Consider the following 21,235-nt stretch of genomic DNA (forward strand, 5'->3'; position numbering starts at 1 on the left):
GTCACCATGGCCTTCACCATCGCCGACCTCGTCGAACACGCCGTCGACCTCATGCCCGAGCGCGTGGCCCTGGAGACCGACGGCGCCTCACGCACCTACGCCGAACTCGAGGCACGCAGCAACGCTCTCGCACACCAGTTGCGGGCACTCGGCGTGCAGCCCGGCGACACCGTCGGGCTCTACAGCCGCAACACGCTGGAGAGCGTGGAGGCCATGGTGGCGATCTTCAAGGCGCGCGCGGTGATGGTCAACGTCAACTTCCGCTACGTCGAGGCCGAGCTCGAGCACATCTTCACCGACTCGCAGATGACGGTGCTGATCTACGAGCGGCAGTACACCCAGAAGGTCGCGAAGGTGCTGCCGAAGGCCCCCGATCTGAAGCACCTCGTCGTCATCGAGGACGGCACCGGCAAGGACATCGCGGACGCCCTGAACCACGGGCACCTCACCGCCGACGCGATCGAGTTCGACGACGCCGTCGCGAACAACCCGAGCGAGCGTGACTTCGAGGACCGCTCCGACGACGACCTCTACATCCTCTACACCGGCGGGACCACGGGGAAGCCGAAGGGCGTCGTGTGGCGTCAGTACGACGTCTTCCGCGTGCTCGGTGGCGGCACCGACTGGTACACCGGCGAAGCGGTCACCGACGAGTGGAAGCTCGCGAACGACGGTGCCGCGGGCGGTCAGCTCGTCCGCTTCCCCATCCCGCCGTTCATCCACGGCGGATCGCAGTGGGCGGTGTTCCAGGCCCTGTTCGGCGGCCAGAAGGCCATCATCTACCCCGAGTTCGGCGCTCATCAGACGTGGCAGATCGTCGAGCGTCACAAGGCGAACGTCGTCTTCATCACCGGGGATGCCATGGGGCGCCCCATGATCGAGGCGCTGTTGGAGAAGGACTACGACACCTCGTCGGTGCTGTCGATCGCGTCGTCGGCGGCGATCTTCTCCCAGAGCGTCAAGGACCAGTACGTGGACCGCTTCCCGAACGCGGTGATCGTCGACGCCATCGGCTCGTCGGAGACCGGATTCGGCGGCATGACCGCGGTCGAGAAGGGGCAGGCCCACGCGGGCGGCCCACGGGTGAAGGCAGACCCGAACACCGTGCTGCTGCGCGAGGACGGCACCGTCATCCCGGTCGGCTCGGACGAGGTCGGACTGATGGCGCGCACCGGCAACATCCCGCTGCGCTACCACAACGATCCGGAGAAGTCGGAGAAGACGTTCAAGACCTATGACGGTGTGCGGTATTCGATCCCGGGTGACTTCGCCCGGTACGAGAGCGACGGCACCATCACGATGCTCGGCCGTGGGTCGGTGTCCATCAACTCCGGTGGCGAGAAGATCTTCCCCGAGGAGGTCGAACAGGCACTCAAGGCCCATCCCGACGTCTTCGACACCGTCGTCGTCGGCGTCCCCGACGAGCGGTACGGCAACAGGGTCGCCGCGGTGATCGCCGCCCGCGACGGTCATCGTCCCGCCCTCGCCGACATCAACACCGTCGCGCGCGAACAGATCGCCGGCTACAAGTGCCCGCGCAGCGTGTGGTTCGTCGACGAGATCAAACGGTCGCCCGCGGGGAAGCCGAACTACCGATGGGGACAGGAGATCACGGGGTCTCGTCCCGCCGACGAGACCCTCGAGGTCACCTCCACCCGGGCCTGACGGCCACCCACACAGACAGGCACAGCATGCGCACCGCACTGACCGAGAGCTTCGGCATCGAGTACCCGATCTTCGGCTTCACCCCCTCCGAGCACGTCGCCGCGGCCATCAGCCGCGCGGGCGGTCTCGGGGTGCTCGGGTGTGTCCGGTTCAACGAGGCCGACGAACTCGACCGGGTGCTCACGTGGATGCACGAGAACACCGACGGCAAGCCGTTCGGCGTCGACATCGTCATGCCGGCCACGGTCCCCACCGAGGGGTCGAAGATCGACCTCGACTCGATGATCCCGGCCGAACACCGCGCCTTCGTCGAACGCACCCTCGACGAGCTCGGCGTGCCCGCGATCGAGGGGGAGGAGCGCGTCAACGCAGGCGTTCTCGGCTGGTTGCACTCGGTCGCGCGGTCCCACGTCGACGTCGCGATGGAACACGCGGACCGCCACGGCCAGATCAAGCTCATCGCCAACGCGCTGGGGTCGCCGCCGGAGGACGTCATCTCCACGTCGCATGCCCACGGGGTGCAGGTGGCGGCGTTGGCCGGAGCCCGGTCGCATGCGCTGCACCACCTGGAGGCCGGTGTCGACATCGTGATCGCCCAGGGCTACGAGGCGGGCGGCCACACCGGTGAGATCGCGTCGGTGGTGCTGTGGCCGGAGGTCGTCGACGCGGTCGCCGGCCAGGCGTCGGTCCTGGCCGCGGGCGGGGTGGGCAGCGGCCGACAGATCGCCGCCGCGCTGGCCTCGGGGGCGGACGGCGTGTGGATGGGCTCGTACTGGCTGACCGCTGCGGAGTATCGCCTCGGTGCGACCGGCGACGGTCCGACGACGATCCAGCAGGCGCTGCTGGCCGCGACATCCCACGACACCGTGCGTCGTCGCATCTACTCCGGCAAGCCTGCCCGGTTGCTCAAGACGAAGTGGACCGATGCGTGGGACGCGCCGGATGCGCCTGCCCCGCTGCCGATGCCGTTGCAGAACCTGCTCGTCGCCGATGCCCACTCCCGCATCTCGGCCGCCGCCGATCCGCAGGTCGTCGCCATGCCCGCGGGGCAGATCGTCGGCCGGATGAACGCGATCACTCCGGTGGCGGATCTCATCGAGGATCTCGTCGAGGAGTACACGCGCACCGTCGAGCGTCTCGCCGCGACGCTGCCGCACACCGCGCCTGCCTGACCCGCTCGGGCGCTCCACTTCCAGGGTGGCCGCCTGCAGACGCTCCACATCCAGGGCGCCTCGCCGTAGACGCTCCGCCTGTTCGAGGACGCTCCGCCTGCAGGCGGAGCGTCCTTCGAAAAGTGGAGCGCGAACGCTGGAACTGGAGCGCGAGACCTGGGTGTGGGACGTCAGCGGTAGGTGCGGGTGGCCGGATCCAGGGTCCACGTGGGTGTCGGGGTCGACGCGGCGAGGTCGCGCCGCAGGACCTTGAACGTGGCGGTGGTCGGCAGCTCGTCGACGACACAGATGTGGCGCGGCCACTGTTTGGGGCCCAGGTCCGACTGTGCGGCGAGGAACTCCGACAGGCCGGCCGCGGTCAGGTCGCCCACGACGATCGACGCGACGATCTCGTCCCCGATGTCGGTCCCGATCCCGTACACGCTCGCGAGTCGGATGGCGCCGTGTCGCAGGAGGATGCGCTCGATCGGCCCGGTCCCGACGTTCTCGCCGTCGACGCGGACCCAGTCGCCGATCCGGCCGGCGAAGTGGACGTACCCGTCGCGGTCGACGTACGCGAGATCCCCCGAGTGGTAAACGCCGCCGCGCATCCGCTCGGCGTCGGCGTCCGCGTCACCGTAGTACCCCGTGAACGCACCGGCGCCGGCGGTGTTGACGATCTCACCCACCGCGACGTCGGCGTTGAGCAGGCGACCGTGGGAGTCGAACTCGGCTGCGGGGCAGCGCAGTCCGGTCTTGATGTCAACCACTTCGACGGGAGGCGTGAGCGGTCCGAGAGCCTCGGCGGGGGTGTCGGGGGTGCGGCCGATCGCCACCCCGCCCTCCGTGGAGCCGAAGCCGTCGACGACACGCACCCCGAACCGCTCGGAGAAGGCGACGATGTCCGACGGTGAGGCCTCGTTGCCGTAGACGACCCGCAGGGGGTTGTCCGCGTCGTCGGGGCGCGCCGGTGTCGCCAGGACGTAGCTCAGCGGCTTACCGACGTAGTTGGCGTAGGTGACGCCGAAGCGACGGACGTCGGGCAGGAACCCCGACGCCGAGAAGCGTTCGCGCAGTGCGATCGACGCCCCGGCCGCCACCGCGACGCCCCAGCCGGCGATGACGGCGTTGGAGTGGAACATCGGCATCGCGAGGTAGACGACGTCGTCGTGTCCGAGGCGGAACCGGCCGGCGAGCATCCTCCCGGCACCGGAGACCTTCGCGTGGTCGCAGCGCACGGCCTTCGGGTGCCCGCTGGTGCCCGAGGTGAAGATGAGCATGAACAGATCGCGCGGACACGGGCGGTGGACGGGGTCGAGAGGCCCGTCGGACTGCGCCTGCACCCGCGCCGCCCACGCGTCGGTGCTCACGTCGACGTGCCGCGCGTCGCCGAGGGGCACGCCGTCGAGGAGAGGCTCAGTCGTCGGCGTGGTGAGCACCAGTTGACAGTCGGACAGGGCGATGTCGCGGGCGAGTGCTGCTCCGCGGCGGGTGGTGTTCAGGCCGACGACGACGAGACCGTCGAGGGCCGCGGCGGACAGCACGACGGCGAAATCCGGGGTGTTGTCGAGGAGGACGGCGACATGCGGGGGCCGGGCGGGGTCGAGGTCCGCCCGCAGTGCGCGCGCCCACCGTCGCGCGGTCGCGACGTGGTCACGCCAGGACGTCTCACCGCCGGCACATCGGACCCCGCGGTCGTCGACGTCGTCGAGCCGTTCGAGCAGATCCGCGAGCGAGAACTCCTCGGTCACACCGGTTCGGCGGCGAGGGCAGCGCCGATCCGCCGCAGCGCGGTGGTCGCCGATCCCGATGCGAACTCGTTCTGCTTGGCCCGCAGGAAATAACGGTGCAGCGGGTGGTCGGTGTCGATGCCGACACCGCCGTGTACGTGCACCGCGGTGTGGGCGACGCGGTGGCCGGCGTCGGCCGCCCAGAACTTGGCGGTGGCGAGCTCGGTGTCGGCGGGTTCGCCGGCGCCGACGAGATACGCCGCCTGCAGCGTGGTCAGGGTCGCGGCCCGCACGTCGATGTAGCCGTCGGCGAGTCGCTGGGCGACGGCCTGGAACGACCCGATCGGACGGGAGAACTGCTCGCGCTCCCGGGCGTAGTCCGCGGTGCGGTCGAGTGCGCCGGTCACGACACCGACCTGCTCGGCGCACTGCGCCAACGTCACCCGCGCGACCACCGCGGCGACCACGTCGGAACGTCCGAGCACGGCGGTCGCGTCGACCCGGACGCCTGCGAGGTCGAGGTGCGCCGCCGGGACGAGGCCGGTGGTGAGGGCGTCCTCGATGGTCAGGCCGTCGGCGGTCGTCTCGACGAGGACCGCGATCACGCCGTCGGGTGCGGTCGCGGTGACGATGACGGCGGCCGCGGATCGCCCGAACGGCACCGACAGGACCGTGCCGTCGAGGACGACGCCGTCGCCGTCGGGTCGCGCGGTGACCGTCGGTGCCAGCGGGTCCTCGGACAGTTCGCCGTCGATCCCGACCGAGATGATCGACGAACCGTCGGTGATGCGCGGGAGCCAGGTCGCCCGCAGTGTCGCCGCGGCATGCGTGGCGATAACGGGCACGGCGACCATGGCGTGCGGACCGAAGGGGACCCGCGCCAGGGTCGCGCCGAGTTCCTGGGCGACCGCAGCGCTCTCGACGACGCCGAGTCCGGCCCCGCCGTCGGCCTCGTCGGCCTCCAGGGCGAGCAGGCCCGCGTCGGCGAGCGCCGACCACAGTCGGGCGTCGATCGGGTCCCCGGCGGCCTCGGCCGCGGCGATCGCCTCCGGCGTCGAGATCTTCGTCGCGATGTCGCGGGCGAGACCGGCGACGTCCGTGGTCTCGTCGGTGGGGCGGAAGTCCATGTCCTGGCCTCTCAGCGCTTCTGGGCGGGCTGTCGCAGGGCGAGCATCGCGATGATGTCGCGCTGGATCTCGTTGGTGCCGCCGCCGAATGTGAGGATCAGCGACGAGCGGTGGAAGCGCTCGATGCGTCCGGCCAGCTGGGCACCCGGCGACGTGCGCCGCAGCGTCGCGGCCGGCCCGAGCACCTCCATGAGCAGCCGGTAGGCCTCGGTCGCGAACTCCGTGCCGAACACCTTGGTGGCCGACGCGTCCGCCGGCGACGGTGAACCGCCCTGGGTGGCCGTCGACGCGATGTTCCAGTTGATCAGCTTGAGGAACTCCACCTTGGCGTGCACGCGCGCCAGGTTCAGCTGCACCCACTCGGCGTCGATGACGCGGTTGCCGTCGGCCCGCTTCGTGTTCTGCGCCCACTCGACGGTCTCGCGCAGGGCCTGCTGGATCGGGGCCGCCGAGCAGAGGGCGACGCGTTCGTGGTTCAGCTGGTTGGTCACCAGCGGCCACCCGCCACCGAGCTCGCCCACCAGTGCCGACCGGGGGACACGGACGTCGGAGTAGTAGGTCGCACTGGTGTCGACGCCCGCCATCGTGTGGACCGGGGTGTAGCTGAACCCCTCCGCGGTCGTCGGCACGATGATCATCGAGATGCCCTTGTGCTTCTTGCCCCCGGGCTCCATCGACGCCGGGTCGGTGCGGCAGGCCAGCCAGATGTAGTCGGCGTACTGGATGAGGCTGGTCCACATCTTCTGCCCGTTGATGACGAAGTCGTCGCCGTCGAGCCGTGCTGTGGTGCGCAGGGCTGCGAGGTCGGTGCCCGCGCCGGGTTCGGAGTAGCCGATGGAGAAGTGCAGTTCGCCCGCGGCGATCTTCGGGAGGAAGAACGCCTTCTGCTCGTCGGTGCCGTAGTGCATGATCGTCGGCGCCACCGAGTTGATCGTCAGGAACGGCACCGGGACGCCGGCGATGGCGGCCTCGTCGGTGAAGATCAGCTGGTCCATCATCGGACGGTTCTGGCCGCCGTACTCGGTGGGCCACCCGAGGGCGAGCCACCCGTCGGCACCCATCTGCGCGACGACCTCGCGGTAGACGTTGCCCGCCCCGACCTCGCCGGAGTCCGACGCCAACGCCGCCCGTCGCTCGGGGGTCATCAACCGCCCGAAGTAGCCGCGGAGCTCCCGACGGAGCTGCTCCTGGGACTCGGTGTAGGCGATACGCATTCGGGGCTCCATGAGACGATCGTTGTCAGAACTGTCCACCACCCCCATGCGCAGGTCGCATGGTCGAGTTCTGTAACACGTTCTAACGTGGATCGGTGGAGTGCGTCAACCGACGCGCCCCGGCTAGGAAGGCAGCGACATGCGTATCAAGGCTGATTTCGACCTCTGCGAGTCCAACGCCGTGTGCGTCGGGATGGCTCCGGACGTGTTCGACCTCGACGACAACGACTACCTGGTGATCCTGCAGGAGGAGGTCCCCGACGACCGCCTCGAGGAGATGCGTCAGGTGGTCGCGAACTGCCCGAAGGCCGCGCTGTCCATCGAGTGATCCCGCGCCCGGCGACCAGGGCACCCGTGAGGGGTTCGAGCCCCTTGACATCGACGCGGAATTAGAACAGGTTCTACCCGTGCAATCTCTCGAGGGACGCGTTGCTGTCGTCACCGGTGCCGCCGCCGGTCTGGGCCGCGCCGAGGCCGTCGGACTGGCGGCGCTCGGTGCCACCGTCGTCGTGAACGATCTCGCCGGCGCGCTCGACGACAGCGACGTCGTCGACGCGATCACCGCCGCCGGCGGGAAAGCCGTCGTCGTCGCGGGTGACATCGGCGAGTCCTCCACCGCGACCGAGATCGTGCGGACCGCGGTCGAGGACCACGGCTCGCTCGACGTCCTCCTGTGCAACGCGGGCGTCGTGCGGGACCGGATGCTGTTCAACATGAGCGACGACGAGTGGGACCTCGTCGTCCGCGTGCACCTGCGCGGCCACTTCCTCCTCAACCGCAACGCCGCCGCGAACTGGCGGGCGGCGTCGAAGGCGTCCGGCGGTCCCGTCTACGGGCGGATCATCAACACCTCGTCGGAGGCGGGTCTGCTGGGCCCCGAGGGTCAGGCGAACTACGGCGCCGCCAAGGCCGGGATCACGGCCCTGACGTTGTCGGCCTCGCGCGTCCTCAGCCGCCACGGGGTCACCGCGAACGCCATCTGTCCGCGGGCACGCACGGCGATGACCGCAGCGGTCTTCGGCGAGGCCCCCGCCGACGGCGTCGACCCGCTCTCGACCGACCACGTCGTCAGCCTGGTGCAGTACCTCGCCGGGCCCGACTCCGCGTCGGTGTCCGGACAGGTGTTCGTCGTCTACGGACCCAAGGTGATGCTCATGGCGGCGCCGACGGTCGAGGAGACCTTCGCCGCCGACGGCGACGCATGGGATCCGGCGGCTCTGTCCGACCGTCTGACCGGCTATTTCGCCGATCGTGACCCCGCGCAGACCTTCTCCGCCGCACGCGCGCTGGCGCAGTGAGGCGGGCGGCCCTGTGTATTCCACCAACATCCACGGCAACCAATTGGACGCATGCTAAGTTCCCTTCGACCGAGCGCCTCGGGCGGCCCGAAAGCCGTTGTCGCAGCACGTCAGCGTGGGCGGCAGGCATCGGACAGCAGGATCGGACGTCGTGGGTTCGCCTCCCGGAACGGGGCCGAACGGGTCGGGCCCCACGACGCGGCAGTGTGTGAGGAGAGTCGGTGAGAACACGACTGGCGGCCCCGTTCAACGGCGTCGGCGACTTCGTCGGCATGGCCGTCGCCGCCGCGCGCGAACTCCCACGCCGCCCGTTCCAGGCCCGTGAGACGGTCGAGCAGTCGTGGGCCATCGCGCGTGTGTCGATGGTGCCCACCCTGCTGGTCGCGATCCCGTTCACGGTCCTCGTGAGCTTCACCCTGAACATCCTGCTGCGCGAGATCGGTGCGCAGGACCTCTCGGGAGCCGGTGCGGCCCTGGGCACGATCACCCAGATCGGCCCCATCGTGACCGTGCTCATCGTCGCGGGTGCCGGCGCCACGGCCATCTGCGCCGACCTCGGCGCGCGCACCATCCGCGAGGAGATCGACGCGCTGCGCGTCCTGGGCATCGACCCCATCCACCGACTCGTCGTCCCCCGCGTCATCGCGTCGACGATCGTGGCGCTGCTGCTGAACAGCCTGGTGTGCACCATCGGCCTCGGTGGCGGCTTCGTGTTCTCGGTGTACCTGCAGGACGTGAACCCGGGGGCGTTCATCGCCAACCTCACCCTGCTGACGGGGCTGGGGGAGCTGATCATCTCGATGGTCAAGGCCGCGCTGTTCGGACTGTTCGCCGGCCTCGTCGGCTGCTACCGCGGGCTCACGGTGAAGGGCGGCGCCAAGGGCGTCGGCGACGCGGTCAACGAGACCGTCGTCTACTCCTTCATGGCGCTGTTCGTCGTGAACGTCGTCGTCACCGCGGTCGGTCTCAAGGCGACGGGGGGCTGATCACATGGTCCTTCCGCACAGCATCAGCTTCCGCGGGTCCCGCATCGCGCAGCGGTCGACCGGTGAGTGGGACGCCCTCGGCGACCAGGCGATGTTCTACATCGACAGCATCGTGGCGATCCCGCGTGCGCTGCGTCAGTACAAGAAGGAGACCCTGCGACTGATCGCCGAGATCAGCATGGGCTCGGGCGCGCTCGCGCTCATCGGCGGCACCGTCGTCGTGGTCGGGTTCCTCACCCTGTTCACCGGCGGCACCATCGCCGTCCAGGGCTACAGCTCGCTGTCGAACATCGGTGTCGAGGTCCTCACCGGCTTCTTCTCGGCGTTCATCAACGTGCGCATCGCGGTCCCGGTGATCGCCGGTATCGCGCTCGCCGCGACGATCGGGGCCGGTGCGACAGCGCAGCTCGGGGCCATGCGCGTCAGCGAGGAGATCGACGCCCTGGAGTCGATGGCCATCTCGTCGATCCCGTACCTGGTGAGCACCCGCATCATCGCCGGCCTCATCGCGATCATCCCGCTCTACGCGCTCGCCTCGGTCGCGTCGTTCCTCGCCGCCCGGTTCGCGACCGTCCTGTTCTACGGCCAGTCCTCGGGTGTGTACGACCACTACTTCTCGACGTTCCTCATACCGTCGAACATCCTGTGGTCGTTCGTGCAGGCCATCGCGATGGCGGTGGCGGTCATGATGATCCACACCTACTACGGCTACAACGCCTCCGGTGGGCCCGTCGGCGTCGGCATCGCGGTCGGCAATGCGGTGCGCGCGTCGCTCATCGTCGTCGTCGTCATCACCCTGCTCCTGTCGCTCGCCATCTACGGCGCCGACGGCGACTTCAACCTGGCCGGCTGACGCGATGGCGACCGAACACTCCCTGACGGCACGCCGCCTGGCCGCGGTGGTGCTCGTCGCCGCGATCGTCGCGGCGGTGACGCTGTCGGTGATGCAGTTCTTCGACGCCTTCCGCTCGACGGTCCCGGTCACCCTCACCGCCGACCGTGCGGGGCTGGTGATGAACCCCAACGCGAAGGTGCGACTGCGCGGGGTGACGATCGGGAAGGTCGCGACGATCAGCTCGGACGGCGACCACGTCGTGCTCCACCTCGACGTCGACAGCGACCAACTGTCGCGTGTCCCGGCCGACGTGACCGCGCAGATCCGGTCCAACACCATCTTCGGGGCGAAGTCGGTGGACTTCTCGGTGCCCGCGAACTCCTCCGGGCCGAACCTGCGGTCCGGCTCCACCATCAGCGCCGACCGGGTGCAGGTCGAGCTGAACAGCGTGTTCGGCCGGCTCGTCGGCGTGCTGGCCGCCCTGCAACCGGAGAAGTTGAACGCGACGCTCGGTGCGGTCGACACCGCACTGCACGGTCGGGGACAGCAGATCGGGCAGGGACTCGCCGACCTGTCGACGACGGTCGGCGCGCTGAACCCGGCGCTGGACTCGCTGAATGCGGACTTCCGGGACACCGCCACGGTGGCCGACGTCTACGCCGACACCTTCGGTGACATCGCCCGAGCGCTCGACAACACGACGACCGTGGGGAACACGCTGCTGGACAACGCGTCCGGCCTCGACGCCCTCCTGGTGAACACCACCGGACTGGCGAACACCGTGAACTCCATCGTCGCGCCGAAGAAGCAGACGCTCATCGGTGCGTTGACGAACCTCGACCCGGTCTCGCAGCTGCTGGGGTACCAGTCGCCGGGGCTCGCGTGCTTCCTCAAGACCGCCGCCGGCGTCCTCCCCAAGGCGCTGCCCATCTTCGGCGACAAGACGGGCTACATCTCGCTCAACGCGGGACTGCTGCCGGGCAAGGAGCCGTACCGGTACCCCGAGGACCTGCCGCGGGTGAACGCGAACGGCGCGCCGACATGCGGGTACGGGCTGTCGGACTTCAACGACCCCCGGCACCCGCCGTTCTACGTCACCGACAACGCGCCGCAGCCCTACCAGCCCCGCTTCACCGCCAAGTACAACCCGGAGAAGCTGTTCCAGCTCATGTTCGGACCGGCCGCCCGTGGCTGACGTCCTCAAGCAGCGGCACATCGAGTTCCGCCGCACCGCCATCAAGCTCGGCGCGTTCGGGGTGTCGATGGTGCTCGTCTTCGTCGGCCTCGTCGTCGTCTTCAGCCAGTTCCGCAGCGGGTCGACGAGCGACTACTCGGCGACGTTCACCAACGCCTCGCAGCTCAAGTCCGGCACCAAGGTGCGCATCGCCGGCGTCGAGGTGGGCAAGGTGAGCGGGGTGTCACTCGACCGGGACAACACCGCGACCGTCGACTTCTCCGTCGACGAGCAGTACCGGCTCCCGCGGTCGGTGCACGCCAACGTCCGGTACGAGAACCTCACCGGTGACCGCTATCTCGAGCTCACCGAGGGATCGGGTGACCCCTCGGCGCTGCTCTCGTCCGGCGGCCACATCCCCGTCGGCCAGACCTCGCCCGCCCTCGACCTCGACAAGCTCCTCGGCGGGTTCAAGCCGCTCTTCAACACCCTCGCGCCGGACGAGGTGAACAAGCTCTCGAACTCGCTCATCCAGGTGTTCCAGGGCCAGGGCGCCGGACTGACCCAGCTGCTGCGCACCACCGCGTCGTTCACCGACTCCATCGCCGACCGGGATCGCCTGATCGGCAGTGTGATCACCAACCTGAACCAGGCGCTCGGTACGCTCGACGCCGACAAGTCGGGTCTCGACACGTCCCTGGATCGCCTGCAACAGTTGGTGTCCGGTCTGGCCTCGGACAGGTCCACCATCGGGCAGGCGGTCACCGACATCTCGCAGGCGACGAACGGCCTCGCGGACCTGCTCGACACCAACCGTCCGAACCTGAAGCAGGTGGTGAGCAGCACCGGGGCGGTCGCAGGAGCGATCGACGCCGACGCGCCGTACCTGCGGGGGCTGCTCGGGCGTCTGCCCGAGGACTTCAAGAAGCTGACCAACCTCGGCAGCTACGGTGCGTGGCTGCAGATCTGGCTGTGCCGCGTCGACCTCTTCGTCACCGGACCCAACCACGAGGAGATCGTGTACCGGTCGATCAACAACTCGGGCTCGACCACCAATCCCGGGGGACGATGCGCGGTGCCGAAATGACCTTCTCCACGCCCACACGCGGGACCAGCCGCGCACGCATCGGGATCATCGGCGTCGTCGTCACGGCCCTCGTCGTGATCACCGCCCTGCAGATGGACAAGCTGCCGTTCCTGTCGACGGGCAGCGTCTACACGGCCTACTTCTCCGACGCCGGCGGACTCCGCCCGGGGGACGTCGTCGTCGTGTCGGGAGTGCAGGTCGGCACCGTCAACGGGATCGCGCTGGCGCACACCGACGACGGCTCCGCGCGCGGCCGCACCGCGGCGAAGGTGTCGTTCACGATGGCCGACGGGACGATCGTCGGCACCGACAGCCAGGCGTCGATCAAGACCGAGACGGTGCTCGGTCGGCGCAACCTGACCGTCGAACCGCACGGCAGCGGTCGGCTGCGACCGGGACAGGAGATCCCGTTCCGCAACACGCTGTCGCCGTACTCGCTGACCGACGCGCTCGACGACACCACGTCGACGCTCGAGCAGACGGACACCGGGACCCTCAACCGGGCGCTGAACACCCTGTCCGACACCTTCAGCGACACCCCGCCGCAGGTCCGGGGCGCCGTCGACGGTGTCGCGCGACTGTCGAAGTCGATCGCCGACCGCGACGACGCGCTGCGGTCCCTGCTCGGGCGGGCGAAGTCGGTGACCGACGTCGTCGCGCAACGCGGCAAGCAGATCAACACGCTCCTCGTCGACGCCAACTCCCTGCTGGGGGAGCTGCAGGCGCGGCGGATGGCGCTGGGGCAGCTCATCGTCGGCGTCAAGGACGTCGCCGCGCAGGTCAGCGGTTTCATCGCCGACAACAACGCGCAGCTGAACCCCGTGCTCACCAACCTGAACAAGGCGTTGACGGTGTTCGAGGACAACCGGGCGAACCTGAACGCCACCCTCGACCGCCTCGGGCCGTACGCGAACGTGGTCGGTGAGGCCGTGTCCAGCGGACCGTACTTCTCGTCCTACGTGGGCATCCCGACGTTCGGCGACTACACCAACACCTTCCTGTTGCTCCTGCGGCAGAAGTACCCGGAGGCGTACAAGGCGTTCACCTACAGCGGCAACCCGCTGTTCCTGTCGAACTTCTTCCCCCGCCTGGACCAGGAGAGCGACCCCGACCGGTCCGTCCCCGTGCCCGACACCCCGCGTGACAGGGGGCAGCGATGACCTTCAGCGTGCAGAACCTCAGCCCCGCGAACCTCGGTCGGCGTTTCTGGATCGGACTGGTCGCGACGCTCGTGATCATCGTCGTGGTGATCGCGGCCTACATGGCCTACCAGCGGGTCACCTACAAGACCTTCACCGCGTACTTCACCGAGGTGAACGGCCTCTACGCCGGTGACCCGGTCAAGGTCATCGGGGTCGACGTCGGGTCGGTCGCGTCGATCACGCCGCGGTCGGACGACGTCAAGGTCACGTTCCACGTCGACCGGGACGTGCGGGTACCGGCGAACGCGTCGGCCGTGATCGTCGCGCAGAGCCTGGTGTCCGGACGGTTCATCCAGCTCAACCCCGTCTTCGACAGCGGCCCCGAGATGGCGGCCGGTGCGACGATCCCGATGGCCCGCACGGCGGTGCCCGTCGAGTGGGATCAGATCAAGGCGCAGTTGACGAAGCTGTCGGAGGCCGTCGGACCGGACGGCGCGGACCCGGGGTCGGTCGCGCGTCTCGTCGACACCGCCGACAAGAACCTCGACGGCAACGGCGCCGCGATCGGACGCTCGGTGCGCGAACTCTCGGCGCTGACCAAGACCCTGTCGGACAACCGAGGTGACCTGTTCTCCACCATCCGGAACCTGCAGTCGCTCACCGACGCCCTCTCGCAGAGCCACGAGGAGATCGTCCAGTTCAACGGCCGCATCGCCTCGGTCAGTCAGGTTCTCGCCGACAACACCCGCAATCTCGACGGCGCCCTGACCAACCTCGACGGCGCACTGGGTGACCTCAAGACCTTCATCGACACCAACGGACGTCGTCTCACCGAATCGGTTGCGCGACTGGCGGACACCACCGACATCCTCGCCCGCAAGGACGAGCAGATCCGGGGACTGCTGCACTCGGCGCCGACGCAGCTGTCGAACTTCTACAACATCTACAACCCGATGACGGCGTCGCTGAGCGGAATCTTCGGCCTCGGGCAGTTCGGCAACCTGATCAACCTGCTGTGCGGCACCATCGCCGGCACCGATCGGCCCGGCAGTTCGCCCCAGGACGCCGAGAAGTGCGTCGACGTCCTCGGACCACTGTTGTCGACGATCTCGGTCAACTACCCACCGGCACTGGTCAACCCGGTCACCGGCCGCAACGCACTCCCCGGCCAGGTCACCTACCAGAACGACTCGGTGGAGGCGCGGGCCAAGCAAGGCATCGTGCAGCAGGACGCCCAGACCCGACGGGCCTACGGCGGCAACGTCGGACTGGCCAACCTGCTGGTGCCGTTCGGGGGTCAGGGATGAGCGCCCGCGGGTTCCGCGCCGCAGCGATCGGCGCGACGTGCGCCGCGGTGCTCGCGACCTCGGCCTGCTCGTTCCAGGGACTGAACTCGCTGCCGGTCCCGGGTGCGCAGGGCACCGGCGACGGGTCCTACGAGCTGTCCGCCGTGCTGCCCAACGCGGCCAACCTCGTCGAGAACGCGCCGGTCCTCATGAACGACGCGACCGTCGGCAGCGTGGGGCGCACCACGGTGGAGAACTGGAAGGCCCGGATCACGCTGCGCCTGAACAAGGGCACCCGCGTCCCCGCCGGTTCCTATGCGATCGTCGGCCTCACCAGTGTCCTGGGATCGTTGAACCTGCAGATCGTGCAGCCGCAGAACCCGAGCGGCGGGGTGCTCCCGCCGGGTGGTCGGTTGTCGTCGACCAACTGCCCCGATCAGGCCGAGGTGCCGACACCGGAGAACCGGCCCGCGGTGGCCGACCTCACCGAGGCGCAACAGGTCTCGCAGTGCACCTACCCGACCGTCGAACAGGTGCTCAGTTCGCTGTCGGTGGTGCTCAACGGTGGCGGCCTGGCGCAGGTCGGTGACGTGGTGCACGAGTTGTCGAGCGCGCTCGGCGGTCGCGAGGACACCATCCGCGCCCTGATCCCGCGGCTCACGACGCTCGTCGGCGACCTGAACGAGCAGCGCGACAGCATCATCGACGCCATCTCCGGCATCGACCGGCTCGCGGCGAGCATCAACGACCAGAAGCCCGCCGTCGACCGCGCACTGACCCAGCTCCCGGCGTCGCTGAAACTCCTCGTCGACCAGCGGACGAACCTCACGGACACGCTCGGCTCGACGGGTCGCCTCAGCCGGACCGTCGACGACATCCTCGACGCGAACAGCCAGGACATCACGACGATCGTCAGCAACCTGCGGCCCGTGCTGGCGCAGCTGCAGGAGAGCGGACAGTCGCTCACGCGGTCGCTCGGCGTGCTGGTCACGTTCCCGTTCGCCGAGTCGGTGATCCCGAAGATCGTCAAGGGCGACTTCGTCAACGGCGCCATCCAGCTGGACCTGACCGACGGACGACTGACCCGCGGTGCGTTCGCCAGTCTCGGTGCAACGACGCCCGCCCTCGTCTACGGCCCGGAGGCGACGCTCGGGGCGCCGGCGGGCGCGGCCAAGCGCAACGTCAACCCGTTCGTCGCCCCGCTGCAGGACGACCCGCTGCAGAAGACCGCACCGTCCACCCCGGCGTCCCCGACCCGCCCGGCGGCCCCGACCGGCCCGGCGGCCCCGTCGGGAGGCCGCCCGTGACCATCTCCCGGTTCGTCCGCATCCAGCTGGCGATCTTCTCGCTCGTGGCGGTCGTGTCGCTCGTCGTCGTCGGCGTGTTCTACATCCAGGTGCCGTCGATGCTCGGGATAGGCCGGTACACGGTGCATCTCGACCTGCCCAGTACCGGCGGCATCTACCCGAACGCCAACGTGACCTACCGCGGTGTCACGGTCGGTCGCGTCGACGCGGTCCGGCTCACCTCCACGGGCGTCCAGGCGGACCTGTCCATCCAGAGCGACCGCAAGATCCCCGCGTCGTCGGCCGCATCGGTGCAGAGCGTCTCGGCGGTGGGTGAGCAGTTCGTCCAGTTCACCCCCGGAGAGGACGCCGGCGGCGCCACGCTCCGCGACGGATCGGTGATCCGCAACGGTGCCGTGCCCACGGAGATCTCCGACCTCGTCGACCGCACCGACGCGCTGCTGAAGTCGGTGCAGAGCACCAAGCTGCGTCGGGTCCTCGACGAGACCTTCGACGCGTTCGACGGCAACGCCGAGCAGTTGCAGCGACTCCTCGACTCGCTGACGCTGTTCGCCGGTGAGGCGAACCGCAACTCCGCGGTGACCCGCACCTTGATCGAGCAGGCCGAACCGCTGCTCGCCACACAGACCGCGACCGTCGGGGACATCCGGCAGTGGACGGCCAACGTCGCCGCGGTCACCGATCAGCTCCGTGCCAACGACCCCGAGCTACGAGGCATCCTGGCGAAGGGGCCCGGGACGGTGTCGCAGGCGCGAGATCTGTTCGCCTCGTTCAACCAGACGCTCCCGCTGCTCATCGACAACATTGCCACCGCGGGCAAGACGCTCGCGGTCTACCTCCCCAACCTCCAGCAGGTGCTCGTGCTCTACCCGCGTGTCCTGCAGGCCCTGGTCTCGGCGGTCAACAACGAGGACCCACGCAAGGGTGCCAACGTCGACTTCGCGCTCGGCTTCCAGGACCCGGGCACGTGCACGGTCGGATTCCTGCCCGCCTCGGCCCGACGATCACCGGCAGTCCAGACGCCCCAGGAGATCCCACCCGGACTCCTCTGCCGGGTGCCGCAGGACTCGAACGTCGCGGTTCGCGGCACGCGCAACTTCCCGTGCGTCGAGTTCCCCGGCCGGCGCGCCTCGACCCCGGAGGAGTGCCGCACGGGATACAAGCCACTGGCCGAGAACGTGCCCTTCCCGCAGGGCATCCCGGGCATCAGCGGCCTGCCCGACGGCAAGCTGACACCGGCCACACCGTCGTCCTATGACGGGAAGCCGTCGGTCTACGCCGGCGCGTACGATCCGGGGTCGGGCACCGCGATCGGACCCGACGGCAAGACCTATGCCGTCGCCGCGGGGGACCCGACCACCGCCGGGCAGGGCGGTGCCCGAGGAGGAAGCACCACATGGCAGGGCCTGATCACCGGGACGGTGGCGGGATGAGCGCGGTCGGGACGAGCGCAGGGGCCGACGACCGCCTCGATCGCGACGGCCGGCGTTCCCGTCGGCGGGTCCGACGACCCGCGGGACCGCCCGGGGCCGACACGACCCCCTCGACGCCTGCATCGGGGAGCACGTCCCCGAGTGCCCCGTCCGCGCCCGCGCGGCCCGTCCGGCGCTCGGCACCCATCAGTGGCCTGCGTCGGACATCGACACCCACCCCCGCCGAGACCGCCCCTGCCGAGACCGCTCCCGACGACGCGGTATCCGAGGCCGTCGACGCCGCCGAGACGTCGGCCGAGGCCTCACCCAGCCGCTCCGGGGCGACGCTGAGCTACCGCGAACGACGTCGCGGCGCAACGGCCGTCGCGCGGCGCGCCCCGCTGCGACGATCGCGCCTCGGGCTGTACCTCGCAGGGACGGTCGCCGTCCTCCTCGTCGCCGCGCTCGCCGCGGTGTCGGTCTTCTTCGCCGTCGGGACCGCGCGCGTCGACGACCGCGCCGCGCAGAGGGCGGAGTACGTCGCCTTCGCGCGTCAGATGGTCGTCAACCTGACGTCGCTGAGCCCAGCGACCGTCGACGCCACCCTCGACGAGTTCCGACGTGACGCGAGCGGCAAGGCCCTGGAGGACACCCAGCAGACGCTGCAGCAGACCGTCGACCTCATCAAGTCGCAGAACGTCACCACCAAGGGCACGATCCTGGCCGACGCCGTCGTCTCCAGCGACGCCGAGCAGGCCACCGTGTTGATCGTCTCGGGATGGACGATGAACAACCCGCAGCCGGTGGTGCAGACGTTCCGCTGGAAGGTGACCGTCAGCAGGATCGACGGCGCGATGAAGCTGACCGGATACGAGTGGGTGACATGACGACCGACACCCCGGTACGCGAGGCCGACGCCGCGCCCCCGGTCCCACCGAGCCCGTGGAGATCGACGCGGGTCCGAGTGATCGCGGCGGTCGTCGTGGTGCTCGTCATCGCCGGTGCCGTCGCGGCGACCGTGCTCGGCCTCCGGTGGTCGTCGGCGAACGACCGCGAGGACGCGCGCGGGGCCGCCCTCGACGCCGGGAAGCGCTACGCCTCCGTCATGTTCGGCTTCGACCCGAAGACCGTGGACGGCAACGTGACCCAGGCCAAGGCGGCCCTCGTGGGCAAGGCGAAGACCACCTACGACGACATCATGCGGTCCAGCAACCTGTCCGCACAGGTCAAGGAACAGAAGGTCACCTCGACGGTGACCATCCAGGAGGCCGGCGTCTCGTCGGCGAGCGCCGATCGTGCGACGGTGCTCATCTTCATGAACCAGTCGGTGTCCAAGGGTGACAACCAGCTGGTGCGCGTCGAACCCAGTCGCGTCGAGTACTCGATGGTGCGCTCGGGGAGCCGCTGGCTGATCGACGACATCACCGTCATCACCGACGACTCACTGCGACAGAAGCTGAACCTGGCACCGTCGGATGCTCCGTCGGCCAGTGGCGCTGTCGCGCCGCCGGGATCGTCGACACCTGCGCCGCCCGCAGCGTCGTCCCCGGTCCCCGCCCCCGCCCCCGCGGGCTGACGCTCCACCTCCAGGGCAGACGCTCCACTTGTTCGAGGACGCTCCGCCTACCGGCGGAGCGTCCTCGAACAAGTGGAGCGGGAACCCTGGAACCGGAGCGACCGCGTGGGGTCAGCTGATCCCGACGAGGTCGACGACGAAGACGAGCGTGGACCCGGCGGGCAGACCCGGCTGCGACTGGTCGCCGTACCCCAGTGCGGGCGGGATCACGATCTCGCGGCGTCCACCGACCTTCATGCCCTCGATGCCCTGGGCGAAGCCGGGCACGACACCCGACAGCGGGAAGTCGACGGGGGTGTCGCCCTGCTTCCAGCTCGCGTCGAAGACGGAACCGTCGGAGTACAGCGCGCCGACATAGCGGACGGAGACGGTGTCCGCGGCGGTCGCGACACGGCCGTCACCGGTCTTCAGGTCGGCGATGCGCAGATCGGTCGGCGGGGTGCCTGTGCCGGCGGCGATCGTCGGCTCCTTGCCGGTGTCGGTCGCGTTCGCCGTGATCGTCGGGATGCCGTCGGATCCGGGCGTCCCCGACTGCACCGGAGCCGCGCTGGTGGGGGCTGCGGTGTCGGCGGCGGTCGCAGCCGTCGTCTCGGTCGCGGTGGTGCTCGACGCCGACGAACTCCCGGAGTCGGAGTCACCGCATGCCGCACCCACCAGGGCGACGGCGACGGCGAGCGAGACGGCAGCGGTGGCGTTTCTCAGTTCACGGCGCATCCGTCGACCGTAGCGTGCAGTGCGTCGGCCGCTGTCCGCGTCGCGGGGTCAGACCGCCGGCTCGTACCCCATCGGCAGGATGATCGACTTGGTCTCGAGGTAGCTCTCGACACCCTCGCGGCCGTTCTCGCGGCCGACGCCGGAGTTCTTGTAACCGCCGAACGGGGAGCCGGGATCGATGGCGTACCAGTTGATCCCGAGCGTGCCGGTACGGATGCGACCGGCGATCGCGATGGCCCGCTCGACGTCGGCGGAGTAGATCGCACCGGCCAGTCCGTACTCGGAGTCGTTGGCGATGTCGACGGCCTCGTCGACCGAGTCGTAGTCGATGATCGCCAGCACTGGCCCGAAGATCTCCTCCTGGGCGATCCGCATGTCGTTGGTGACGTCGGCGAAGACCGTCGGCGCGAGGTAGTAGCCGGCGTCGAGGCCCTCCGGCCGGCCGCCGTCGACCACAGCCGTCGCCCCGGCCTCCTTGCCGAGCCGGATGTAGTCCTCGACCTTGTCGCGCTGCTTCTCGGTGATGATCGGTCCGAGCACGGGGCCCGGCGCCATGGCCTCGGCCGCGGCGGCGACCGCGGAGACGATCTCGTCGTGGCGGCTGCGGGGGATCAGGATGCGGGTCTGGGCGACGCACGCCTGACCGGTGTTGAACAGGCCGTAGAAGGCCAGCATCCCGGCGATCTCGTCGATGTTCGCGTCCTCGAGCACGATCGCCGCGGACTTGCCGCCGAGCTCCAGCTGGCAGCTCTTGAGCTGCTCGCCGCACGCCGCACCGATCTGCTTGCCGGCGCGGGTGGACCCGGTGAAGGTGATCTTGTCGACGTCAGGGTGGTCGACGAGGGCCTTGCCGGTCTCGACGCCCCCGCTCACCACCGACAGCACGCCCTCCGGCAGTCCGGCCTCGGCGAAGATCTCCGCGACGATGTAGGCACTGAGCGGCGTCTCCGGGGCCGGCTTGAGGACCACCGAACAGCCCGCCGCCAGCGACGGGCCGAGCTTGTTGCAGGCGAGGTAGAGCGGCACGTTCCACGCCGTGATCGCGCCGACCACGCCGATCGGCTCACGCTCGACACGGGTCGTGCCGAAGAGTCCGGTGCGGTGCTCGACCCAGGCGATCTCGTTCTCGATCGCGTCGGCGTAGGCCCGCAGCACGCCGGTGCCCGGGAGCTGTTGCAGCGTCGCGATGTCGCCCTCGCCCGCGCCCATCTCGCCGGACACGACGGCGGCGATCGACGAGATGCGCTCCTCGATGATGTCGGCGACACGACGCAACACACCTGCCCGCTCTGCCGGGGTCGTACGGCTCCACACCCCGGACTCGTAGGCGGCGCGCGCCGCACGGACCGCGGCGTCGATGTCCTCGGCGTCACCGTCGGGCGCGCTGCCGATCCGTTCGCCGGTGGCGGGGGAGTGGACCTCGAGCCGGGCGGTGGAATGCGGTACCACCCAGCGACCACCGATGTAGAGCTCGTCGCGATCGTTCGACGCCGTGCTCGCCGTCGTCGGGGTGTCGATGGTGTCGGTCATG

At 69.5% G+C, this 21,235-nt stretch carries 19 protein-coding genes; 14 read left to right on the forward strand and 5 right to left on the reverse strand.

Going from position 1 to position 21,235, the window contains the following annotated elements:
* Window positions 1–6: 6 nt before the first annotated feature.
* Both LX14_RS10500 and LX14_RS10505 read left to right on the forward strand, forming a co-directional pair.
* A complete protein-coding gene (locus tag LX14_RS10500) occupies window positions 7–1,665 on the forward strand; it encodes an acyl-CoA synthetase (RefSeq protein WP_253647148.1) in 1,659 nt (552 codons plus the stop codon).
* 26 nt (window positions 1,666–1,691) lie between these two features.
* Complete coding sequence (locus LX14_RS10505; protein ID WP_253647149.1) at window positions 1,692–2,837, forward strand: NAD(P)H-dependent flavin oxidoreductase; 1,146 nt, start codon at window positions 1,692–1,694, stop codon at window positions 2,835–2,837.
* Window positions 2,838–3,007: 170 nt separating this feature from the next.
* On the opposite strand, the gene LX14_RS10510 is transcribed toward LX14_RS10505, so the two are convergent.
* The 3 genes from LX14_RS10510 to LX14_RS10520 are packed head-to-tail and all read right to left on the reverse strand — an operon-like array spanning window position 3,008 to window position 6,887.
* Entirely contained in the window at window positions 3,008–4,567 is a 1,560-nt protein-coding gene (locus LX14_RS10510; RefSeq protein ID WP_253647150.1) for a long-chain-fatty-acid--CoA ligase, read from the reverse strand.
* Entirely contained in the window at window positions 4,564–5,673 is a 1,110-nt protein-coding gene (locus LX14_RS10515) for an acyl-CoA dehydrogenase family protein (protein ID WP_253647151.1), read from the reverse strand. Before LX14_RS10515 ends, LX14_RS10510 begins: the two co-directional genes overlap by 4 nt.
* A gap of 11 nt (window positions 5,674–5,684) precedes the next feature.
* Window positions 5,685–6,887 carry an acyl-CoA dehydrogenase family protein gene (locus LX14_RS10520; RefSeq protein WP_253647152.1) on the reverse strand — a complete coding sequence of 401 codons (1,203 nt, stop codon included), beginning with the start codon at window positions 6,885–6,887 and terminating at the stop codon, window positions 5,685–5,687.
* 139 nt (window positions 6,888–7,026) lie between these two features.
* Here LX14_RS10520 and LX14_RS10525 point away from each other — a divergent pair, with 139 nt between their 5' ends.
* The 12 genes from LX14_RS10525 (at window position 7,027) to LX14_RS10580 (ending at window position 18,990) form a co-directional block, all read left to right on the forward strand.
* Window positions 7,027–7,215 carry a ferredoxin gene (locus LX14_RS10525; RefSeq protein WP_253647153.1) on the forward strand — a complete coding sequence of 63 codons (189 nt, stop codon included), beginning with the start codon at window positions 7,027–7,029 and terminating at the stop codon, window positions 7,213–7,215.
* Window positions 7,216–7,294: 79 nt separating this feature from the next.
* Window positions 7,295–8,185, forward strand: a complete 891-nt coding sequence (locus LX14_RS10530) for a 3-oxoacyl-ACP reductase (protein ID WP_253647154.1) — start codon at window positions 7,295–7,297, stop codon at window positions 8,183–8,185.
* Between the two features lie 221 nt (window positions 8,186–8,406).
* Window positions 8,407–9,171, forward strand: a complete 765-nt coding sequence (locus tag LX14_RS10535; protein WP_253647155.1) for an MlaE family ABC transporter permease — start codon at window positions 8,407–8,409, stop codon at window positions 9,169–9,171.
* Between the two features lie 4 nt (window positions 9,172–9,175).
* Window positions 9,176–10,024 (forward strand): MlaE family ABC transporter permease, encoded by an 849-nt coding sequence (locus tag LX14_RS10540; RefSeq protein ID WP_253647156.1) that lies wholly within the window; start codon window positions 9,176–9,178, stop codon window positions 10,022–10,024.
* A 4-nt stretch (window positions 10,025–10,028) separates the two neighbouring features.
* Window positions 10,029–11,201 (forward strand): MCE family protein, encoded by a 1,173-nt coding sequence (locus LX14_RS10545; protein ID WP_253647157.1) that lies wholly within the window; start codon window positions 10,029–10,031, stop codon window positions 11,199–11,201.
* Window positions 11,194–12,267: an MCE family protein gene (locus LX14_RS10550; RefSeq protein ID WP_253647158.1), complete on the forward strand. Its 1,074-nt coding sequence runs from the start codon at window positions 11,194–11,196 to the stop codon at window positions 12,265–12,267. The genes LX14_RS10545 and LX14_RS10550 overlap by 8 nt, the downstream gene beginning before the upstream one ends.
* Window positions 12,264–13,427: an MCE family protein gene (locus tag LX14_RS10555; protein ID WP_253647159.1), complete on the forward strand. Its 1,164-nt coding sequence runs from the start codon at window positions 12,264–12,266 to the stop codon at window positions 13,425–13,427. The genes LX14_RS10550 and LX14_RS10555 overlap by 4 nt, the downstream gene beginning before the upstream one ends.
* A complete protein-coding gene (locus LX14_RS10560; RefSeq protein ID WP_253647160.1) occupies window positions 13,424–14,716 on the forward strand; it encodes an MCE family protein in 1,293 nt (430 codons plus the stop codon). Before LX14_RS10555 ends, LX14_RS10560 begins: the two co-directional genes overlap by 4 nt.
* On the forward strand, window positions 14,713–16,002 hold the full coding sequence (locus tag LX14_RS10565) for an MCE family protein (protein ID WP_253647161.1): 1,290 nt from the start codon (window positions 14,713–14,715) through the stop codon (window positions 16,000–16,002). Before LX14_RS10560 ends, LX14_RS10565 begins: the two co-directional genes overlap by 4 nt.
* Window positions 15,999–17,435 carry an MCE family protein gene (locus LX14_RS10570; RefSeq protein WP_253647162.1) on the forward strand — a complete coding sequence of 479 codons (1,437 nt, stop codon included), beginning with the start codon at window positions 15,999–16,001 and terminating at the stop codon, window positions 17,433–17,435. The genes LX14_RS10565 and LX14_RS10570 overlap by 4 nt, the downstream gene beginning before the upstream one ends.
* The gene (locus tag LX14_RS10575) at window positions 17,432–18,301 is read left to right on the forward strand and encodes an Rv1363c family protein (RefSeq protein ID WP_253647163.1); all 870 of its coding nucleotides are present in this window, start codon (window positions 17,432–17,434) and stop codon (window positions 18,299–18,301) included. Before LX14_RS10570 ends, LX14_RS10575 begins: the two co-directional genes overlap by 4 nt.
* Window positions 18,298–18,990: a hypothetical protein gene (locus tag LX14_RS10580; protein ID WP_253647164.1), complete on the forward strand. Its 693-nt coding sequence runs from the start codon at window positions 18,298–18,300 to the stop codon at window positions 18,988–18,990. The genes LX14_RS10575 and LX14_RS10580 overlap by 4 nt, the downstream gene beginning before the upstream one ends.
* Window positions 18,991–19,101: 111 nt before the next feature.
* Here the strand turns inward: LX14_RS10580 and LX14_RS10585 are convergent, their stop codons facing one another.
* Window positions 19,102–19,704: an FKBP-type peptidyl-prolyl cis-trans isomerase gene (locus LX14_RS10585; protein WP_253647165.1), complete on the reverse strand. Its 603-nt coding sequence runs from the start codon at window positions 19,702–19,704 to the stop codon at window positions 19,102–19,104.
* Between the two features lie 48 nt (window positions 19,705–19,752).
* Complete coding sequence (locus LX14_RS10590) at window positions 19,753–21,234, reverse strand: aldehyde dehydrogenase (protein ID WP_253647166.1); 1,482 nt, start codon at window positions 21,232–21,234, stop codon at window positions 19,753–19,755.
* Window position 21,235 lies beyond the last annotated feature (1 nt).

Source organism: Williamsia deligens (assembly GCF_024171765.1).
In the GTDB taxonomy this organism is placed as follows: Bacteria; Actinomycetota; Actinomycetes; order Mycobacteriales; family Mycobacteriaceae; genus Williamsia_A; species Williamsia_A deligens.

What these genes read in the sequence shown, in the direction of transcription:
- LX14_RS10500 (WP_253647148.1), top strand. Translation starts at nt 7, where the DNA reads ATGGCCTTCACCATCGCCGACCTCGTCGAACACGCCGTCGACCTCATG.
- LX14_RS10505 (WP_253647149.1), top strand. Translation starts at nt 1,692, where the DNA reads ATGCGCACCGCACTGACCGAGAGCTTCGGCATCGAGTACCCGATCTTC.
- LX14_RS10515 (WP_253647151.1), bottom strand. Translation starts at nt 5,673, where the DNA reads ATGGACTTCCGCCCCACCGACGAGACCACGGACGTCGCCGGTCTCGCC.
- LX14_RS10520 (WP_253647152.1), bottom strand. Translation starts at nt 6,887, where the DNA reads ATGCGTATCGCCTACACCGAGTCCCAGGAGCAGCTCCGTCGGGAGCTC.
- LX14_RS10525 (WP_253647153.1), top strand. Translation starts at nt 7,027, where the DNA reads ATGCGTATCAAGGCTGATTTCGACCTCTGCGAGTCCAACGCCGTGTGC.
- LX14_RS10540 (WP_253647156.1), top strand. Translation starts at nt 9,176, where the DNA reads ATGGTCCTTCCGCACAGCATCAGCTTCCGCGGGTCCCGCATCGCGCAG.
- LX14_RS10545 (WP_253647157.1), top strand. Translation starts at nt 10,029, where the DNA reads ATGGCGACCGAACACTCCCTGACGGCACGCCGCCTGGCCGCGGTGGTG.
- LX14_RS10555 (WP_253647159.1), top strand. Translation starts at nt 12,264, where the DNA reads ATGACCTTCTCCACGCCCACACGCGGGACCAGCCGCGCACGCATCGGG.
- LX14_RS10560 (WP_253647160.1), top strand. Translation starts at nt 13,424, where the DNA reads ATGACCTTCAGCGTGCAGAACCTCAGCCCCGCGAACCTCGGTCGGCGT.
- LX14_RS10565 (WP_253647161.1), top strand. Translation starts at nt 14,713, where the DNA reads ATGAGCGCCCGCGGGTTCCGCGCCGCAGCGATCGGCGCGACGTGCGCC.
- LX14_RS10575 (WP_253647163.1), top strand. Translation starts at nt 17,432, where the DNA reads ATGAGCGCGGTCGGGACGAGCGCAGGGGCCGACGACCGCCTCGATCGC.
- LX14_RS10580 (WP_253647164.1), top strand. Translation starts at nt 18,298, where the DNA reads ATGACGACCGACACCCCGGTACGCGAGGCCGACGCCGCGCCCCCGGTC.
- LX14_RS10585 (WP_253647165.1), bottom strand. Translation starts at nt 19,704, where the DNA reads ATGCGCCGTGAACTGAGAAACGCCACCGCTGCCGTCTCGCTCGCCGTC.
- LX14_RS10590 (WP_253647166.1), bottom strand. Translation starts at nt 21,234, where the DNA reads ATGACCGACACCATCGACACCCCGACGACGGCGAGCACGGCGTCGAAC.